At 48.5% G+C, this 14,775-nt stretch carries 13 protein-coding genes; all 13 read left to right on the forward strand.

The annotated features are described in order from the left end of the window. Positions 1-9 precede the first annotated feature (9 nt). The 13 genes from AXX12_RS17710 (at position 10) to AXX12_RS17770 (ending at position 14,666) form a co-directional block, all read left to right on the forward strand. Entirely contained in the window at positions 10-708 is a 699-nt protein-coding gene (locus tag AXX12_RS17710; RefSeq protein ID WP_066245606.1) for a cytochrome c biogenesis CcdA family protein, read from the forward strand. A 124-nt stretch (positions 709-832) separates the two neighbouring features. Continuing rightward, on the forward strand, positions 833-2,710 hold the full coding sequence (locus AXX12_RS17715; RefSeq protein ID WP_066245724.1) for a sigma-54-dependent Fis family transcriptional regulator: 1,878 nt from the start codon (positions 833-835) through the stop codon (positions 2,708-2,710). Positions 2,711-2,926: 216 nt separating this feature from the next. Continuing rightward, positions 2,927-4,216: a four-carbon acid sugar kinase family protein gene (locus tag AXX12_RS17720; protein ID WP_066245607.1), complete on the forward strand. Its 1,290-nt coding sequence runs from the start codon at positions 2,927-2,929 to the stop codon at positions 4,214-4,216. A 13-nt stretch (positions 4,217-4,229) separates the two neighbouring features. Then, positions 4,230-5,252: a 4-hydroxythreonine-4-phosphate dehydrogenase PdxA gene (gene pdxA / locus AXX12_RS17725; RefSeq protein WP_066245609.1), complete on the forward strand. Its 1,023-nt coding sequence runs from the start codon at positions 4,230-4,232 to the stop codon at positions 5,250-5,252. Then, positions 5,240-6,526 carry a nickel-dependent lactate racemase family protein gene (locus tag AXX12_RS17730; protein WP_066245611.1) on the forward strand — a complete coding sequence of 429 codons (1,287 nt, stop codon included), beginning with the start codon at positions 5,240-5,242 and terminating at the stop codon, positions 6,524-6,526. Before pdxA ends, AXX12_RS17730 begins: the two co-directional genes overlap by 13 nt. Positions 6,527-6,592: 66 nt before the next feature. Further along, entirely contained in the window at positions 6,593-7,606 is a 1,014-nt protein-coding gene (locus AXX12_RS17735) for a TRAP transporter substrate-binding protein (RefSeq protein ID WP_066245613.1), read from the forward strand. Positions 7,607-7,682: 76 nt separating this feature from the next. Beyond that, entirely contained in the window at positions 7,683-8,210 is a 528-nt protein-coding gene (locus tag AXX12_RS17740; protein ID WP_066245617.1) for a TRAP transporter small permease, read from the forward strand. A 16-nt stretch (positions 8,211-8,226) separates the two neighbouring features. Beyond that, positions 8,227-9,507 (forward strand): TRAP transporter large permease, encoded by a 1,281-nt coding sequence (locus tag AXX12_RS17745; protein ID WP_066245619.1) that lies wholly within the window; start codon positions 8,227-8,229, stop codon positions 9,505-9,507. A 92-nt stretch (positions 9,508-9,599) separates the two neighbouring features. Then, positions 9,600-9,923, forward strand: coding sequence for a thioredoxin (gene trxA, locus AXX12_RS17750; protein WP_066245621.1), 324 nt, complete (start codon positions 9,600-9,602; stop codon positions 9,921-9,923). A 119-nt stretch (positions 9,924-10,042) separates the two neighbouring features. Next, entirely contained in the window at positions 10,043-10,744 is a 702-nt protein-coding gene (locus AXX12_RS17755; protein WP_074431399.1) for a response regulator transcription factor, read from the forward strand. Next, the gene (locus tag AXX12_RS17760; RefSeq protein WP_066245622.1) at positions 10,741-12,261 is read left to right on the forward strand and encodes a sensor histidine kinase; all 1,521 of its coding nucleotides are present in this window, start codon (positions 10,741-10,743) and stop codon (positions 12,259-12,261) included. The genes AXX12_RS17755 and AXX12_RS17760 overlap by 4 nt, the downstream gene beginning before the upstream one ends. A 25-nt stretch (positions 12,262-12,286) precedes the next feature. Continuing rightward, complete coding sequence (locus tag AXX12_RS17765; RefSeq protein WP_066245623.1) at positions 12,287-12,775, forward strand: HyaD/HybD family hydrogenase maturation endopeptidase; 489 nt, start codon at positions 12,287-12,289, stop codon at positions 12,773-12,775. Between the two features lie 25 nt (positions 12,776-12,800). After that, positions 12,801-14,666 (forward strand): sigma 54-interacting transcriptional regulator, encoded by a 1,866-nt coding sequence (locus AXX12_RS17770; protein WP_066245625.1) that lies wholly within the window; start codon positions 12,801-12,803, stop codon positions 14,664-14,666. The last annotated feature ends 109 nt before the right edge of the window (positions 14,667-14,775 follow it).

Raw genomic sequence — 14,775 nt, forward strand, 5'->3', positions numbered from 1 at the left:
AGGCGTCTGATGATTGAACAGAATATCACGCTGCTGACAGCGTTTGCAGCCGGAGTGCTGTCCTTCTTGTCTCCTTGCGTTTTACCTGTTGTGCCCACGTTTAGCGCGTTTCTCGCTGGAACCGGTCCAGATGCGGGCGGCAAAAAAGATCGGTTTTGGCTTAACGCTGCTTTCTTTCTAGTCGGCTTCACAATGGTTTTTGTTATTATGGGTGCGACCGCATCCTATTTTGGCCAAATATTGATCGAAAATCAACGCTTAATTCAAAAGATCGGTGCAGTATTTATGGTGCTAATGGGCTTGCAACTAAGTGGCTTTTTCTCATTTGATCTGCTAAATAGGGAATATCGTCCGCTACTGCAATACACTTTCCATGGCCCTCTCGGCGCTTTTTTGCTTGGTGTTGCCTTCACGATTGGCTGGACTCCGTGTACCGGACCAATTTTGGCGACTATTCTCATCTATGCCGGTACGGCGGCTACTCTGTCGCAAGGTGCTTTCTTGCTGCTAGTGTACGCAATGGGCTTTTGTCTGCCATTTCTAGGTTTGGCGGCAATTATTCGAAAATATGTATTTTCTCTTAGCTCGTTGTATGAATGGCTGCCGGCTATTCGCCGCGGTGCGGGAATCATCTTGATTATCGTGGGGCTGTTCATTTTCTTTGATTGGTTGCAGAAGGGATTGGGGATCATCTGGGGTTTCTTCTAATTAAGAATAAAACTATTTTGGCCTTTCGCCGCTACTGAAGGACGCTTCTCTCTTGAAAGGGTATAAAATTATTATAACGGAGTTGCCTCCTGTATGCAAACTTACCCAGAAAGGACGCTTACTGATGGACGCAAAAATTACGGTAATTGCCCCGTTCCCAGGTATGCAAGCAATTGCTCAAGAGGTAGTAGCCGAACGAATGGAAGAATGGCCGGCCGGCATTGATGTCAGGCTAGGTGATTTAAGCGTCGGCCTGTCTGAAGCGTTTGCGGCGATTCGTGAAGGCGCTGATGTCATCGTCAGCCGTGGCGGCACGGCTTCGCTGATTAGCAGTCAAGTCGAGACACCGGTCGTGGAAATCCCGATTACAGCGTTTGACATCTTGCGTGCTCTCAGGCAAATTGGCGATTACAGCAGTCCAGTCGGTGTAGTCGGCTTTCGTAATGTGATATACGGCTGTGAGGATCTTCACGACATCTGGGGAGTTGAACTAAAAGAAATCACGCTTGGCAATGAGGGCGAGGCCCAGGAGAAAATTGCCAAAGCTGCCCGAATGGGGATTCGGGCAATTATCGGCGATGCTATTTCGGCTAGATTGGCTATCCGCTACGGACTGGAAGGGATTTTAATTCAATCTGGTAAGGAAGCCATCTATAAGGCGCTGAGGCAAGCTCAACTGCTAGCCAATGTTAGGCGCAAAGAGCAGGAACGAGTAGAACTTCTCCAAACAATCATCAGTTCATCGACTGATGGTATTGTTGCTGTTGACGGCAAGTCGCGCATCACAATTTTTAATCCGGCTGCGGAGGACGTTTTTCAGATGCGGTCTGCTGATGTGCTAGGACGTAATGTTGGCGACGTTATTCCCAATACTCGGTTGCCGTTAATTGTGGCGCGAGGGCAATCGGAAATCGGCGAAATACAACGAATTGGCGCTCGCACCATCGCGACGAAGCGAATACCAATCAAACTCGGCGGCAAGGTGGTCGGAGCGATTGCAAATTTTCAGGATGTGACGCAGCTGCAGCGATTCGAGCAAACAGTGCGTCAGAAACTATATGATAAGGGATTAGTGGCAAAGGTCAATATTGATCAGGTAATAGGCTGCTCATCGTACATGACCCAAGTTAAGGAAAAGGCGCGGCAGTATGCCACGGTCGATTCCACAGTGCTGGTTACTGGCGAAACCGGCACCGGTAAGGAGATGCTCGCCCAAGGCGTTCATAATCTCAGTCGTCGCAGACAAGGTCCCTTTGTAGCGGTAAATTGTGCGGCATTGCCAGAAACGCTACTCGAAAGCGAACTGTTTGGCTATGAGGAAGGCGCCTTTACAGGAGCAAAAAAAGGAGGAAAATCCGGCTTATTTGAACTGGCGCATGGGGGAACAATATTTCTTGATGAAATCGGTGAAATGCCCTTGGCGTTGCAAGCGCGTATTTTGCGAGTGCTGCAGGAACGAGAAGTGATGCGATTGGGTGGAGATCGTGTTATTCCAATCGATATCCGGGTAATTGCGGCAACTAATCAAGATTTGCTCTGTCTAATTCGTGAGCGCCGATTCCGTAGCGATCTCTATTATCGTCTGGATATTTTGCGACTTCACATTCCGCCGCTACGTGAGCGAAGAGAAGACATTCGCGTGTTGGCGGATGCTTTTCTACATAAGCACTTCGCTCTTAACCCCAAGGTAAACTGGATAGCCGATGAGGCGTATGCTTTATTGGAGCTCCATCTATGGCCGGGAAATGTACGAGAATTGGCAAATATCATAGAACGAACTGTGCTGCTCACACCTGGCCAATATATTACGGCGGATGATTTTCGCGCTACGCTTGGCGTAACAACGCAACTAGTAGACAATATAGATTTGGGGGATACGCTTCAAACGCAAGAAATGGCTTCGATCCGTCGTGTTTTACGGGAGGAACAATATAATTACAGCCGGGCGGCTACCCGCTTGGGAATCAACCGAACAACGCTCTGGCGAAAGCTACGTCAATAATATAAACAGGAGAATGGATTGCTGCAAATTGCAACGGCGTAATGTTGCGATTTGCAGCATTTTTTAAAGTTATAATGGAAGAACTTTTGCGAAACAAGAGAATTTATGCCTTCTGGCAAGCTCCTATACAACTCTCGATAATATCGGCGGATTGGCATGCTTTATGCTAACAATATTGCGTGAAGTGTATTACTAGGTAGAACGTGGGTGAAATGCATGCCTCATATTGCTATTATTGCTGATGATTTAACCGGAGCTAATGATACAGGCGTTCAATTTGCTAAGTATGGACTGCGGACGCATGTTGTCATCGTCGCTGCTGGTAACAATGCATTGCCAGACGAAGCTGATGTCATTGTAATCGATACTGATAGCCGAGGACTCGATTCGCTGGCAGCCTATGAACGAGTAGTTTGGGCAGCAAAGTTGATCAAGAACAGCAATATCCCCATTATTTATAAAAAGGTTGATTCAACATTACGAGGCAACCTAGGCTCCGAAATCGACGCTGTACTCGATGTATTCGAATTCGATTGTGCAATCGTTGCTCCGGCTTTTCCACGCATAGGCAGAATTACAGTGGGAGGATATCATTTGCTCAATCAGATTCCGCTTCAAGCGACTGAAATCGCTCAGGACCCTAAATCGCCTGTGACAGATTCGCGATTATCAGCTATTTTGAGAACCCAAAGCCGATATCGAGTAGCTCATATTGAATTAGCTGATCTTCTAGCAGGCGAAGTCGTGATACGAAGACTTCTTGAGAAGTGCGTGGCAGACGGGGTGAAGCTGATTTCTTTCGATGCGACAGATGAGATACACCTTAAAGCCATCACGCTTGCAGTGTATAATTCAGGAAAACACGTTCTCTGGGTGGGTTCTGCCGGAATGGCAGAATGTTTGCCAATGCTTTATCAGTTGCCTGTAGTTCACTCTTGCCAGACGCCAAAAAGTAAGGGTTTGCCTGTGCTTGTTGTGGTGGGAAGCGTTAGTAGTGTGACTGCCGCTCAAATTGATGCTTTTTTAGTCCGTCCGGATACCGCACTCGTGACTGTGAATGGGAAGAACCTTATCGAGCAGCCGAATTTTGAGGTTTCCCGTTGTGTCGAAACGGCTCGTCAACATATACAAAATCACCAACACGTAGCTATTGTCTCGTCAAATGGTCGTGAATCAGTTGAGCTGGTGCGCGCCTGTGGTGGACAATTTGGGCTTGATTCCATGGCGGTAAGTGATTTGATTGCTGAAAAATTGGGGGAAATCACCCGGCAACTGGTTGGTGAAGGCGTGGAAGGGTTATTCATAACGGGCGGAGATACAGCCGTTCAAGTTTGTGTTGCCCTTGGAGCAAGTAGTATGGAAGTCTGCTCAGAGGTGGCCCCGGGAATTCCCTTCGGTCGGCTCAGTTCTGGACAATATGCGGGACTAAAAGTAGTTACCAAGGCGGGAGCTTTTGGCGACGAGCAGGCCATCAATAAAGCTGTGGACACAATACAAAGCAAATAAGGAGTTGGGACAAATGAAACCGCTAATAGCGATTACCATGGGTGACGCAACTGGCATTGGTCCGGAGATTATTGTTAAATCACTGCAAGATAAAGAAATATACAACATGTGTCGTCCAGTTGTTATTGGCGATATAGGCATCATGCGACGCGCTGTTGGTATCATCAAAGCAGAACTTCCCTGCTATGCGGTGACAGAACCTTGCACAGCTGGCCAAGAATATGGACGGATCGATGTGATTGATCTGAACAATCTACCTGCCGACTTGCCTTTTGCAGTAGTCGATCCCCGCGCCGGCAAAGCGGCCTATGAATATGTGGAAATGGCTGTGAAGTTGGCGATGGAAGATAAAATTGATGCAATTGCCACCGCACCGCTAAATAAGGATGCGATGAACCAAGGCGGCTGTCATTTCCCGGGACATACAGAGATTTTGGCGCATCTGTCGAACACCAAAGACTATGCTATGATGCTGACTGGTGGCGCCTTGCGGGTCATCCATGTGTCAACCCATGTTTCAATACGGCGCGCCTGCGAATTGGTTAAAAAAGAGCGGGTTTTACGAGTCATTCAATTGGCTGATCAAGCAATGAAGCTGATTGGTATTTTGAACCCGCGGATCGCTGTCGCTGGTCTTAATCCTCACTCCGGTGAAGGTGGTATGTTTGGCAATGAGGATATTGAAGAGATCATACCAGCTATCGAAGCAGCGAAGAAAATGGGATTGGATGTAACCGGCCCAGTGCCGCCTGATACAGTATTCTTCCGCGCCGCCCACCGGGGTCATTTCGATATTGTTGTTGTCATGTACCATGATCAGGGACATATCCCGCTAAAGGTTCTCGGTTTTGAGCAGGGAGTAAACATCACAGTAGGTTTGCCGTTTATCAGAACATCTGTTGACCATGGCACCGCATTTGGCAAGGCGGGCAAAGGAACGGCTGATCATCTCAGCATGATGGAATCCATCCGCATGGCGGCTCTTATGGCGCATGCCAGAGCAGAAGGCAAGGGGGAAGGTATATGTCGCAGGTAACCATACGACTTCCCTATGGTGACCGAGAAGTCGAAGCTACAATAGCCCGTGAACGTTTGCTGGGGGTGCTTTCGCCGCATGACGCTCTGCCTGTTGCCAACCTGGAACAGGAAATTCGTCGTGCACTGGCTGACCCTATTGGCTCGCCGCCACTACGTGAGTTGGTGCGCGGTAAACAAAAAGTCGTTTTGGTCGCAGATGATAACACCCGCCTGACACCGACAGCGGCGATTATTCCGATTTTGCTTGACGAGTGCAACGCTGCAGGCGTCCTTGATGAACACATCAGTATTGTTATTGCATTAGGGACGCACCGTTTTATGACTGAAGACGAAATACTGGATAAATTCGGTGAAGAAACGGTCAGACGGGTTATTATCAAAAATCACCCATTTCGCGACCCGGACAGCCTCGTGGACCTAGGCTGTACTCAGAATGGAACCAGTATTAGTATCAATAAGGAAGTGTATGAAGCAGACTTTAAACTGGGTATTGGCAGTATCGTGCCGCACCATATACCCGGCTATGCAGGTGGAGCAAAGATTGTTCAGCCTGGAGTGTCAGGAGAGCAAACTACGGCCGAAACTCATTTGCTGAGTGTGCAAGAGCCTCGCTCCCTACTCGGTGTGGTAGATAATCCGGTTCGGCGCGAATTGAACGTCATTGCCCGCCAGATTGGTCTCAACACGATCTTTAACACCGTTCTAAACCGCTCAGGCGAAGTCGTCAAAGCCTTTTTTGGCGATGTAGAGAAGGCCTTCTTGCATGGAGTAGAGGCTGCTGAAGCCGTATATGCCGTAGAATTAGCACAAGAGGCTGACATTGTTCTAGCCAGTTCACACCCTTGCGATCTAGAATTTTGGCAGGCGCATAAGACCTTGTATGCAGCTGACCGGGCTGTGCGCGAAGGTGGAATCATCATTGTGGCTACTCCCTGCTATGAAGGTATAGCCAAGACCCATGCAGATATAGCAGACTTTGCCGGTAAGAAGCCGGAGGAAGTAAAAATGCTGATGGAACAAGGATTCATCCACGATCACGTTGCTGCAGCTCTAGCAATGGCATGGGGACAGGTGAGACGGAGAGCCAGAGTATTCTTTGTCTCAGATGGCATCAGTCCACACGAAGTAAGAAAGCTCAGCTTTACTCCGTTTGCTACGATACAGGAAGCGCTTGATGCCGCCACAGCCATACTTGGTGATTCAGCCAGCATTGTGGCGTTAACTCACGCGCCCGACATGCTGCCGGTTATTACCGGGCAAGGGAGGCGGTAGTGTAACAACAGTCAGTTAATCCCTGAGAGCAGTCTAGGTATTCTCATGAAAAAGGAGTGAAAACCTATGAAAAAAGTGCTCGCGATTATGTTGCTACTGGTATTTATGGTCGTTATCGCCGGTTGCGGCGGCGACAAGAAAGCTGCTCCGGCAGAGGGGAAAACCGAGTTCAAGGCAACCATGAAGTTGACATCAACTCAATCTGCCACTCATCCGTATATGCTCGGTGGAGCCAAGTTTGCTGAACTGATTAAAGAGCGTACCAATGGGCGGATCACTATTACTTTATATCCTGATTCTCAGCTTGCTAAAGGCGAGCGCGAATGCCTGGAAGCATTACAACAGGGTACAATTGATATTTATGTTGGTTCGACCGGACCGGTCGGCGGCTTTAGTCCCTCTATGCTGATTACTGATTTACCATTTCTGTTCCGAGATGGGGCTCATGTGGATAAAGTACTTGACGGTCCGATTGGTCGGGCACTTCTCGATGACCTAGATAAATCCGGTTTGAAAGGGTTGGCTTTCTGGGAAAATGGTTTCCGGCATCTGACTAATTCGAAAACAGCAGTCAAGACACCGGAAGAGGGCAAAGGTCTCAAAATTCGCACTATGGAAAATAAAGTTCACCTTGCAGCGTTTAAGGCAGCTGGCCTAAATCCGACGCCGATGGCTTGGGGCGAACTTTATCCGGCCTTACAACAAAAGGTTATTGACGGTCAAGAAAACCCGGTGGCTGTGTTCAGTAGCGCAAAGTTCTATGAAGTGCAAAAGTACTTCTCTCTTACCGGTCATGTATATTCCCCGGCGCCAATGATCATCAGCATGAAGAAATGGCAAGCCATGCCTAAGGCTGATCAGGAGATATTCGCGAAGACCGCGCTTGAAGTTGCTGCTTATCAGCGTAAGTTAAACCGCGACAGTGAGGAAAAATCGCTAAAAGAGATGGAAGGTAAAGGTCTGGTTGTTGTCCGCGACGTTAACAAAGATGCCTGGATAAAAGCCATGCAGCCTGCGTTTGACGAATACGCAAAACAGTTCGGCAAAGATAAGGTTGACGCTATACTTGCGGTGAAGTAGCTGGTTTACGGGCCGGCGGCGTAAGTCGTCGGCCGCTCATAGTATGCGCGCGCAGAGATAGAATTGGGGTGAAGGTATGTACTGGTTTCAGAAGAGCAATCTCTTGGTGCTGAAACTGTGCCGGTGGGGCGTCATTGCGGCTATGGGGACGATTGCATTAGTCATACCCTACGAGGTTTTTGGCCGTTATGTCCTTGGCAAGATGTCTATTTGGTCAGGCGAACTTTCCACCTATGCTTTGGTGTGGGCTTCGATGATGGGGGCTGCTGTCGGTCTAAAAAAGGGTTATCAGGTTAGCATGAACTATGTCATTGAAAAACTGCCACTCAAAGTTGCGCGGATTGCTCAAGGAGTCGGCTATGCATTTATGTTTTTTTTCCTGACGACAATGATATATTATGGCCTTGAACAAACTGTAATTAATCACAGCCAAACCTCGCCTGGCATGGAAATTCCTATGTCTTTACCATATGTTGCTTTGCCGCTAGGCTTTTTTGCCATGCTGTTGATTAGCTTAGAAGAGTTTTTGCTGTTTCTTGGCGTTACAGACCGAATCGGCAATGGTAACGAAAAGAGTCCTGACCATGTGAGCGAGTCCATGTAGCGGGGAGGAAAGAACTATGCTGTTGATTTTTCTTATTGCCTTCATTATTTTGTTATCCCTTGGCATCCCGATCGCTATTGGTTTGGGTGGTTCGGCTATGCTATATGTCTTGCTGCAGGGTGATGTATCGCTTACCATGTTGACGCAAACTGCCTTCGGCGGCATGGCATCCTTTCCGTTGCTGGCTATTCCCTTATTTATGCTAGCTGGAAACCTGATGAATGAAGGCGGTCTGACACAAGACCTGGTGCGCTTCGCTCGTCTGTTGCTTGGACACATCAGCGGTGGATTGGGCATGGCCACAATCCTTGCCAGCGGGATTTTTGCCGCCATATCCGGCGCGGCTGTCGCTACAGCGGTTGCCATCGGCGTTGTTATGCTGCCAGCGATGAAGAAAGCAGGCTATGATGAAGATGTTGCTGCGGCTGTCACGGCAACGGCATCTTGCATGGGACCAATTATCCCACCTAGCATTCCGTTTATCGTCTATGGTGTCATCGCCAATGTATCCATTGGTGCCTTGTTTTTGGGCGGAATTATTCCCGGGATTCTGTTGGGAATTGGCTTGATGATCTATATGGGCATTGTGGCTAGAAAAAGGGAGTATCCCAAAGAACCCCGCGCTTCATTTAAAGAAGTCGTCATTGGTGCATGGAAGGCGCTGCCGGCGTTATTGATGCCTGTTATCATCATGGGCGGTATCCTTGGCGGTATATTTACGCCAACCGAGGCGGCTGGAGTGACTGTTATTTACGCGATTCTTGTTGGCGGTCTGTTTTATAAACGTCTGAAGATTAGCCGTATCCCAGATATACTTCTTGCTGCAGGTTTGGAGTCAGCTATGATCATGATGCTTTTGGGTATGTCAGAACCCTTTGCCTGGATTGTCGCAGCTGAACAAATGCCCCAGGCTATTATTGAAGCCATATCGCAAGTAAGCACATCCCCATGGGTGGTGTTGTTGCTTGTCAATATAGCGCTAATTTTAATTGGAATCCCAATGGAGACAGCGCCTGCCTTGACAATTGTTACCCCTGTACTTGCGCCGATGGCGGATAAACTAGGAATTGATCCGGTACATATGGGTTTGGTTGTTTGCTTTAATTTGGTGCTTGGTCTAATAACCCCGCCAGTCGGCGGCGTTTTATTCGCCATTTGTGGCACGTCTGGCATCTCACTAGAGAAATTGAGCAAAGCAATTTGGATTCCATTCTTAATTGGTATTGTCGTGCTACTATTAATCACCTACATCCCTTCGCTTTCAACATTTTTGCCCAACTTGTTAATGAGCCGGTAGTAAATACCTTCCCTCCTTGACTTTACCTGCCAGATTTTCTACAATATAAATAAGCCAAATATGGCGTAATGACAAGAAATGGAGGTTTTTATATGAGTGCCTTACATATTGAATCCGAAGCAGATTTTGATAAACTAGTTCTCCAGTCAGATAAACCTGTTCTTGTCGACTTTTGGGCGTCTTGGTGCGGTCCCTGCAAGATGGTTGCCCCGGAGGTAGAGGCAGTTGCTGAAGCTTATGCTAACAAAGCGGTTGTTTGCAAGGTCGATGTAGACGCGCAGTCTCAGGTCGCATCTCGCTATGCTGTCAAGAGCATTCCAACCTTGGTTATTTTCAAGAATGGCAAAGAAGTCAATCGGGTTGTGGGGTATCGCCCGCGTAAGGATTTGTCAGCATTGTTAGACACAGTACTCTAATGGTAAAACTCCCGGATTTCCGGGAGTTTTTTTATTTTATCCTAAATATTCTGTGCAAAAACTCCTTCATTTTGGTATGCTGATACCGTAATGGTTTCAGGTCAGAGGAGGGTTCTAAATTGAACGGACAAACTGGACATACAGTGTTAATTGCAGATGATGAGCCGAGCATTCGGGAAATTCTCGCTCTGTATTTTTCTAAAGAAGGCTTTACCGTCGTCGAGGCAATCGATGGCGCTGATACGATTATTAAAGTGCAGCAGGTAAAGCCTAATATCATCATCCTTGATCTTATGATGCCGGTGCTTGATGGGTTGGAGGCGTGTAAACAAATTCGTAAAATATCGCCTGTTCCAATCATCATGTTAACAGCAAGGGCGGAGGATGAGGATCGGATCATGGGTCTGGAATTAGGCGCAGACGACTATGTATCTAAGCCGTTTAATCCCCGCGAAGTAGTAGCCAGGGCCAAGGCTGTGCTAAGACGCGTTCCGGATGCCGGCTTTGTCGCCGCGTCTGTCCTTTCTTTTCCCTATCTGGAAATTAATATTGCCGAGTATACGGTAACGTCATATGGGCAAACCAGCGCCTTTACGGCGAAAGAAATGGAACTGCTGTGGCATCTTGCATCCCATCCCGGCAGAGTCTTTTCGCGTGATCAACTGCTGGAGGCGATTTGGGGCTATAGTTATTTTGGCGATACCCGGACGGTTGATACCCATATCAAACGCATCAGACAGAAGATCGGCGCTAGGGAGGACACTCCCTGGGATATCAAAACAATTTGGGGAGTGGGCTATAAATTTGAGGTGAAAGCATGAGGCAGTCGCTGCAAAAAAAACTGCTGTTTAGTTATATGGCAGTCATCGTAGCTCTGCTTATTCTTGTATCGGTCGGTGTATCTGTTCTGATTCGAGACTATTTTGTGCTGAGTAAAAAGCAGGAATTGCTCAACAAAGGGCAAGAATTGGTACGCATAGTGGAAGAATACAGTCAGGGAAAGCTCACAGACGCTCAATTGGTAGCGTATGTAAACAGTGTAGATAGTTTTCTTGACGCGCGAGTCTGGGTCGTTGACGCCGCTGGACGGGTTGTCGCGATCTCGACCCCGCCTCGGTTGCAGAATCACCACATGAGAGGGCCGATGGGGCATGGGATGATGGGTGGTCGTGAGCCCGGGAAGGGACAGGCTATGCCGTCCGCCGGTATGCTGCGCTCTGTTTTGGACGAGATGGCACCTGTCTTTCAGGGCCAGGAATGGACTCGCATATTTGAACACCCGTTTTATAATGAACAGATGTTGATGGCTGCTGTGCCGCTACGCAATAGTGATGGATCGGTGGCTGGAGCTGTGCTGCTACATGCACCTATCCAATCAATCAACGAATATATGTACAGGATATATCTTTATATTGGTGTCATTGGCTTAGTCGCTATACTGTTGGCCTTGGCTATTACGACTTGGTTATCGCGTGGTATCGTTCGGCCATTGCGACAAATGCAATTGATCGCCGGTGCGATGGCCAGAGGAGATTATCAGACACGCGTTTCAGTTACTAGTGAGGATGAAGTTGGGGAACTAGGCAAATCGTTGAATTCATTGGCGCAAGATCTTGCACACTTTGTCAGACAGACAGAGATGGTCGAAAAACTACGACGAGACTTTGTTGCCAATGTGTCACATGAACTGCGGACGCCGTTGACTATCATTAAAGGCTATAATGAAGCCATGCTGGATGAAGCGGTGACAGACCCCGTTACAATCAAAAAGTATCAACATTTGATCCGTGAGGAAAGTGAACGTCTCGAACGCCTAATCTATGACCTGTTAGATCTTAGCCGGCTTCAGTCCGGCCATCGCCAGGAACTGGAGCCGATCCCGCTGGCTGAATTGGCGGAGGCTGCTGCTGCTAAGTTCCGTGGACAAGCAACTGCTAAAGGTATAACTCTCAGTGTTGAAACCGAAGCTGTTATGGTCGCCGGCAATGGCGATAGGCTGACTCAGCTTATTGTCATATTAATGGATAATGCGCTGAAATTTACTCCTGCCGGCGGTTCAATTCGGTTAGTAGTGAAGGAAGTTCCAACAGGAGCTCAATTGAGCATCACAGATTCCGGTGTTGGAATTCCGACCGAGGATCTGCCATATATTTGGGAACGATTTTATAAAGTAGATAAAGCTCATAGCCGGACGGAGAGCGGAACCGGACTGGGCTTGGCTATTGCCAAAGAAATCATTGAACTGCACCAAGGAACTGTAGTTGTAAATAGTCGCCCCAACGAGGGAACAGTATTTACAGTGAGTTTTCCGGCTGAAGATCGGCTTGTGAAATCGTAGTGAGCCGGTGATAGGAGTTTCCTAGATGACGAACATTGCCATAGTAGGGATTGGCAACATATTACTTAGCGATGAAGGACTTGGTGTACGTGTTGTTGAAGAATTGCAGCGCGGCTATGTCTTTTCACCAGATATTCATGTTGTTGATGGCGGCACGTTGGGGCTGGATCTAGTCCAGCTCTTATCAGGCTGTGAGAGGCTAATTGTTGTCGACGCAGTGGCTGGTGGTCAACCGCCAGGTAGTTTGTATGTGCTTCACGGTGATGAAATTGCTGATTATTTCCGGGGAAAGATATCTCTCCATGAGGCGGGAATTCGGGAAGTGCTGCGTATGCTCGAAGTCATGGAGAAACCGCTGCCAGAGGTTGTGATTTTGGGGCTGGAGCCTGGTTCGATTGAGTGGGGATTTAGCCTTAGTCCGGCTGTTGCTGATAATTTGGCGCAGGCGGTTGACGCGATTGTTAGGCAACTAGGGGTTTGGGGAATCGCTGCCTTGCCAATAAAATGCCTGTAATGCTTAATGGGAAAGGGAGTTCAACGTGGCAGAAATTGCATTTATCATTCCTAGCCGGGAGATTTGCGCCGTGTTAGAGGATTTGCTCATAGGCAGTGAGGATATTGAGGTTGTCTACGCTCGCTTAGAAGAAGGGGTGATGGCCGCACGCAAGGCAGTTCTTGGCGGCGCCAGGGTGTTGGTCAGTCGTGGCCTGACTTATCGGCTGATTGCCGAACGTTTGTCAGACGTGTCGGTGATCGAGATACCCTTTTCCGGGTACGATTTACTGCGGGCGTATCAGGAGGCAGTCAAACTGTCCACTCAGGCGGCGGTCGTCGAGTCGCTCACAGTTCTTGAGGGGATGGCAAGCATTGAGGCTATTCTATCCGCCCCGGACGCGATCATTAAAGTTAACATCGATGACTATCCGGAATATGCATCAGCCGTAAGTATGGCGATTGACCTTCAAGCCGACTGTGTAATTGGCAATCAGGCGGTAGTCTTTGAGGCCGAACGGCGCGGCGTCAAGGGCGTTCTGCTGCGATCAGGGCACGAGGCGCTGCAAATTGCTTTAGAAGCAGCGCGTCAAATGCTGGCACTGCATGGCATCCGGGATGCTAACGCCAGGCAAACCGATGTTATCATCAATACAGTGGACTCTGGTGTGCTTGCTTTAGATGCACGTGGCGAACTTACGGCAGTCAACAGTGAAGCCAGGCGATTATTAAATATTGACGGCGATGCCGCCGGTGAGTGGGTTGATCGCATGCGTCAATACCTTAAACTCGGTGAAAAGCTGACAGGAAAAATCGAACGGATCGGCTCAATGGAACTGGTTGTCAACTATCTGCCTATTGTTGCCGGCGGTTCTGTAGTCGGTATAGTTGCCACACTGCAGGAATTGCGCCGACTGCAAGATATCGAGCATAAGACCAGACAGGAGATGTCGAGCCGGGGCCGGGTCGCTAAATATACATTTCTTGATATTGAGACTCGCTCGTCAGAAATGCAGCGGGCGCTTGAAGAAGCAAAACGGTTTGCCTGCTTTGACAGCACGGTACTCATACAAGGCGAGACAGGGGTTGGCAAGGAATATTTCGCCCATGCCATTCACCAAGCAGGTACTCGGCGCAAGGGTCCCTTTGTAGTGGTAAACTGCGCCGCAATTCCGGAGAACATTCTAGAAAGTGAACTATTCGGCTATTCAGAAGGTGCATTTACCGGCGCCAAGAAGGGCGGGAAAATGGGCCTGTTTGAGCAGGCGCACGGCGGGACCATCTTTCTCGATGAAATTGGGGAGATGTCCGAACTCTTACAAGCTCGTTTATTGCGTGTACTGCAGGAACATGAAGTATACAGGCTGGGCGATGACCGTATTATTCCGGTTAACATCCGAGTCATCGCCGCTACCAATCGTGACTTGCAGCGGATGGTACGGGAACGGAGATTTCGCGAAGACTTATATTATCGGCTGGATGTGCTGACTCTTGACATACCGCCGCTCCGTGAACGTACAGAAGATATTGCTTACTTTGTCCGCAACTTTATTCGCGAGTTTAGTAGCCAATACCGGACAGCGGTAGAAAGAATAGAACCTCAAGCCATGGAGCTGCTCACAGACTATGATTGGCCAGGTAATATTCGTGAACTGCATAATGTTGTCGGCAGATTGACAGCGTTGTCGCTAGGCAAGTCGATTACTACCCAGGACGTGTTGCGGGTACTGGCGAAACGCATGGATTTATCCGCTCCGCCGCCTGCCACCCGCAGCCTTAAAGGAGCGGAGGATGAAGCGATTCGTGAAGCACTGGCTAAAACCAACGGCAACAAACAAAAAGCCGCCGAGATTCTCGGCATCGGCCGGGTTACTCTCTGGCGGCGATTAAAAGAGCTAGAAGGTCAACAATAAGAAGCTAATGTTTCACAAGGTGTGTTCCAGTTTGGAACATACCTTTTCTAGTATAATTCCTTAGCGTATTCTTTTTCTTTTTACGGTTAATCATTCTCTGCGTGTGCCT

The sequence above is a fragment of the Anaerosporomusa subterranea genome, assembly GCF_001611555.1.
Lineage (GTDB): Bacteria > Bacillota > Negativicutes > Sporomusales > Acetonemataceae > Anaerosporomusa > Anaerosporomusa subterranea.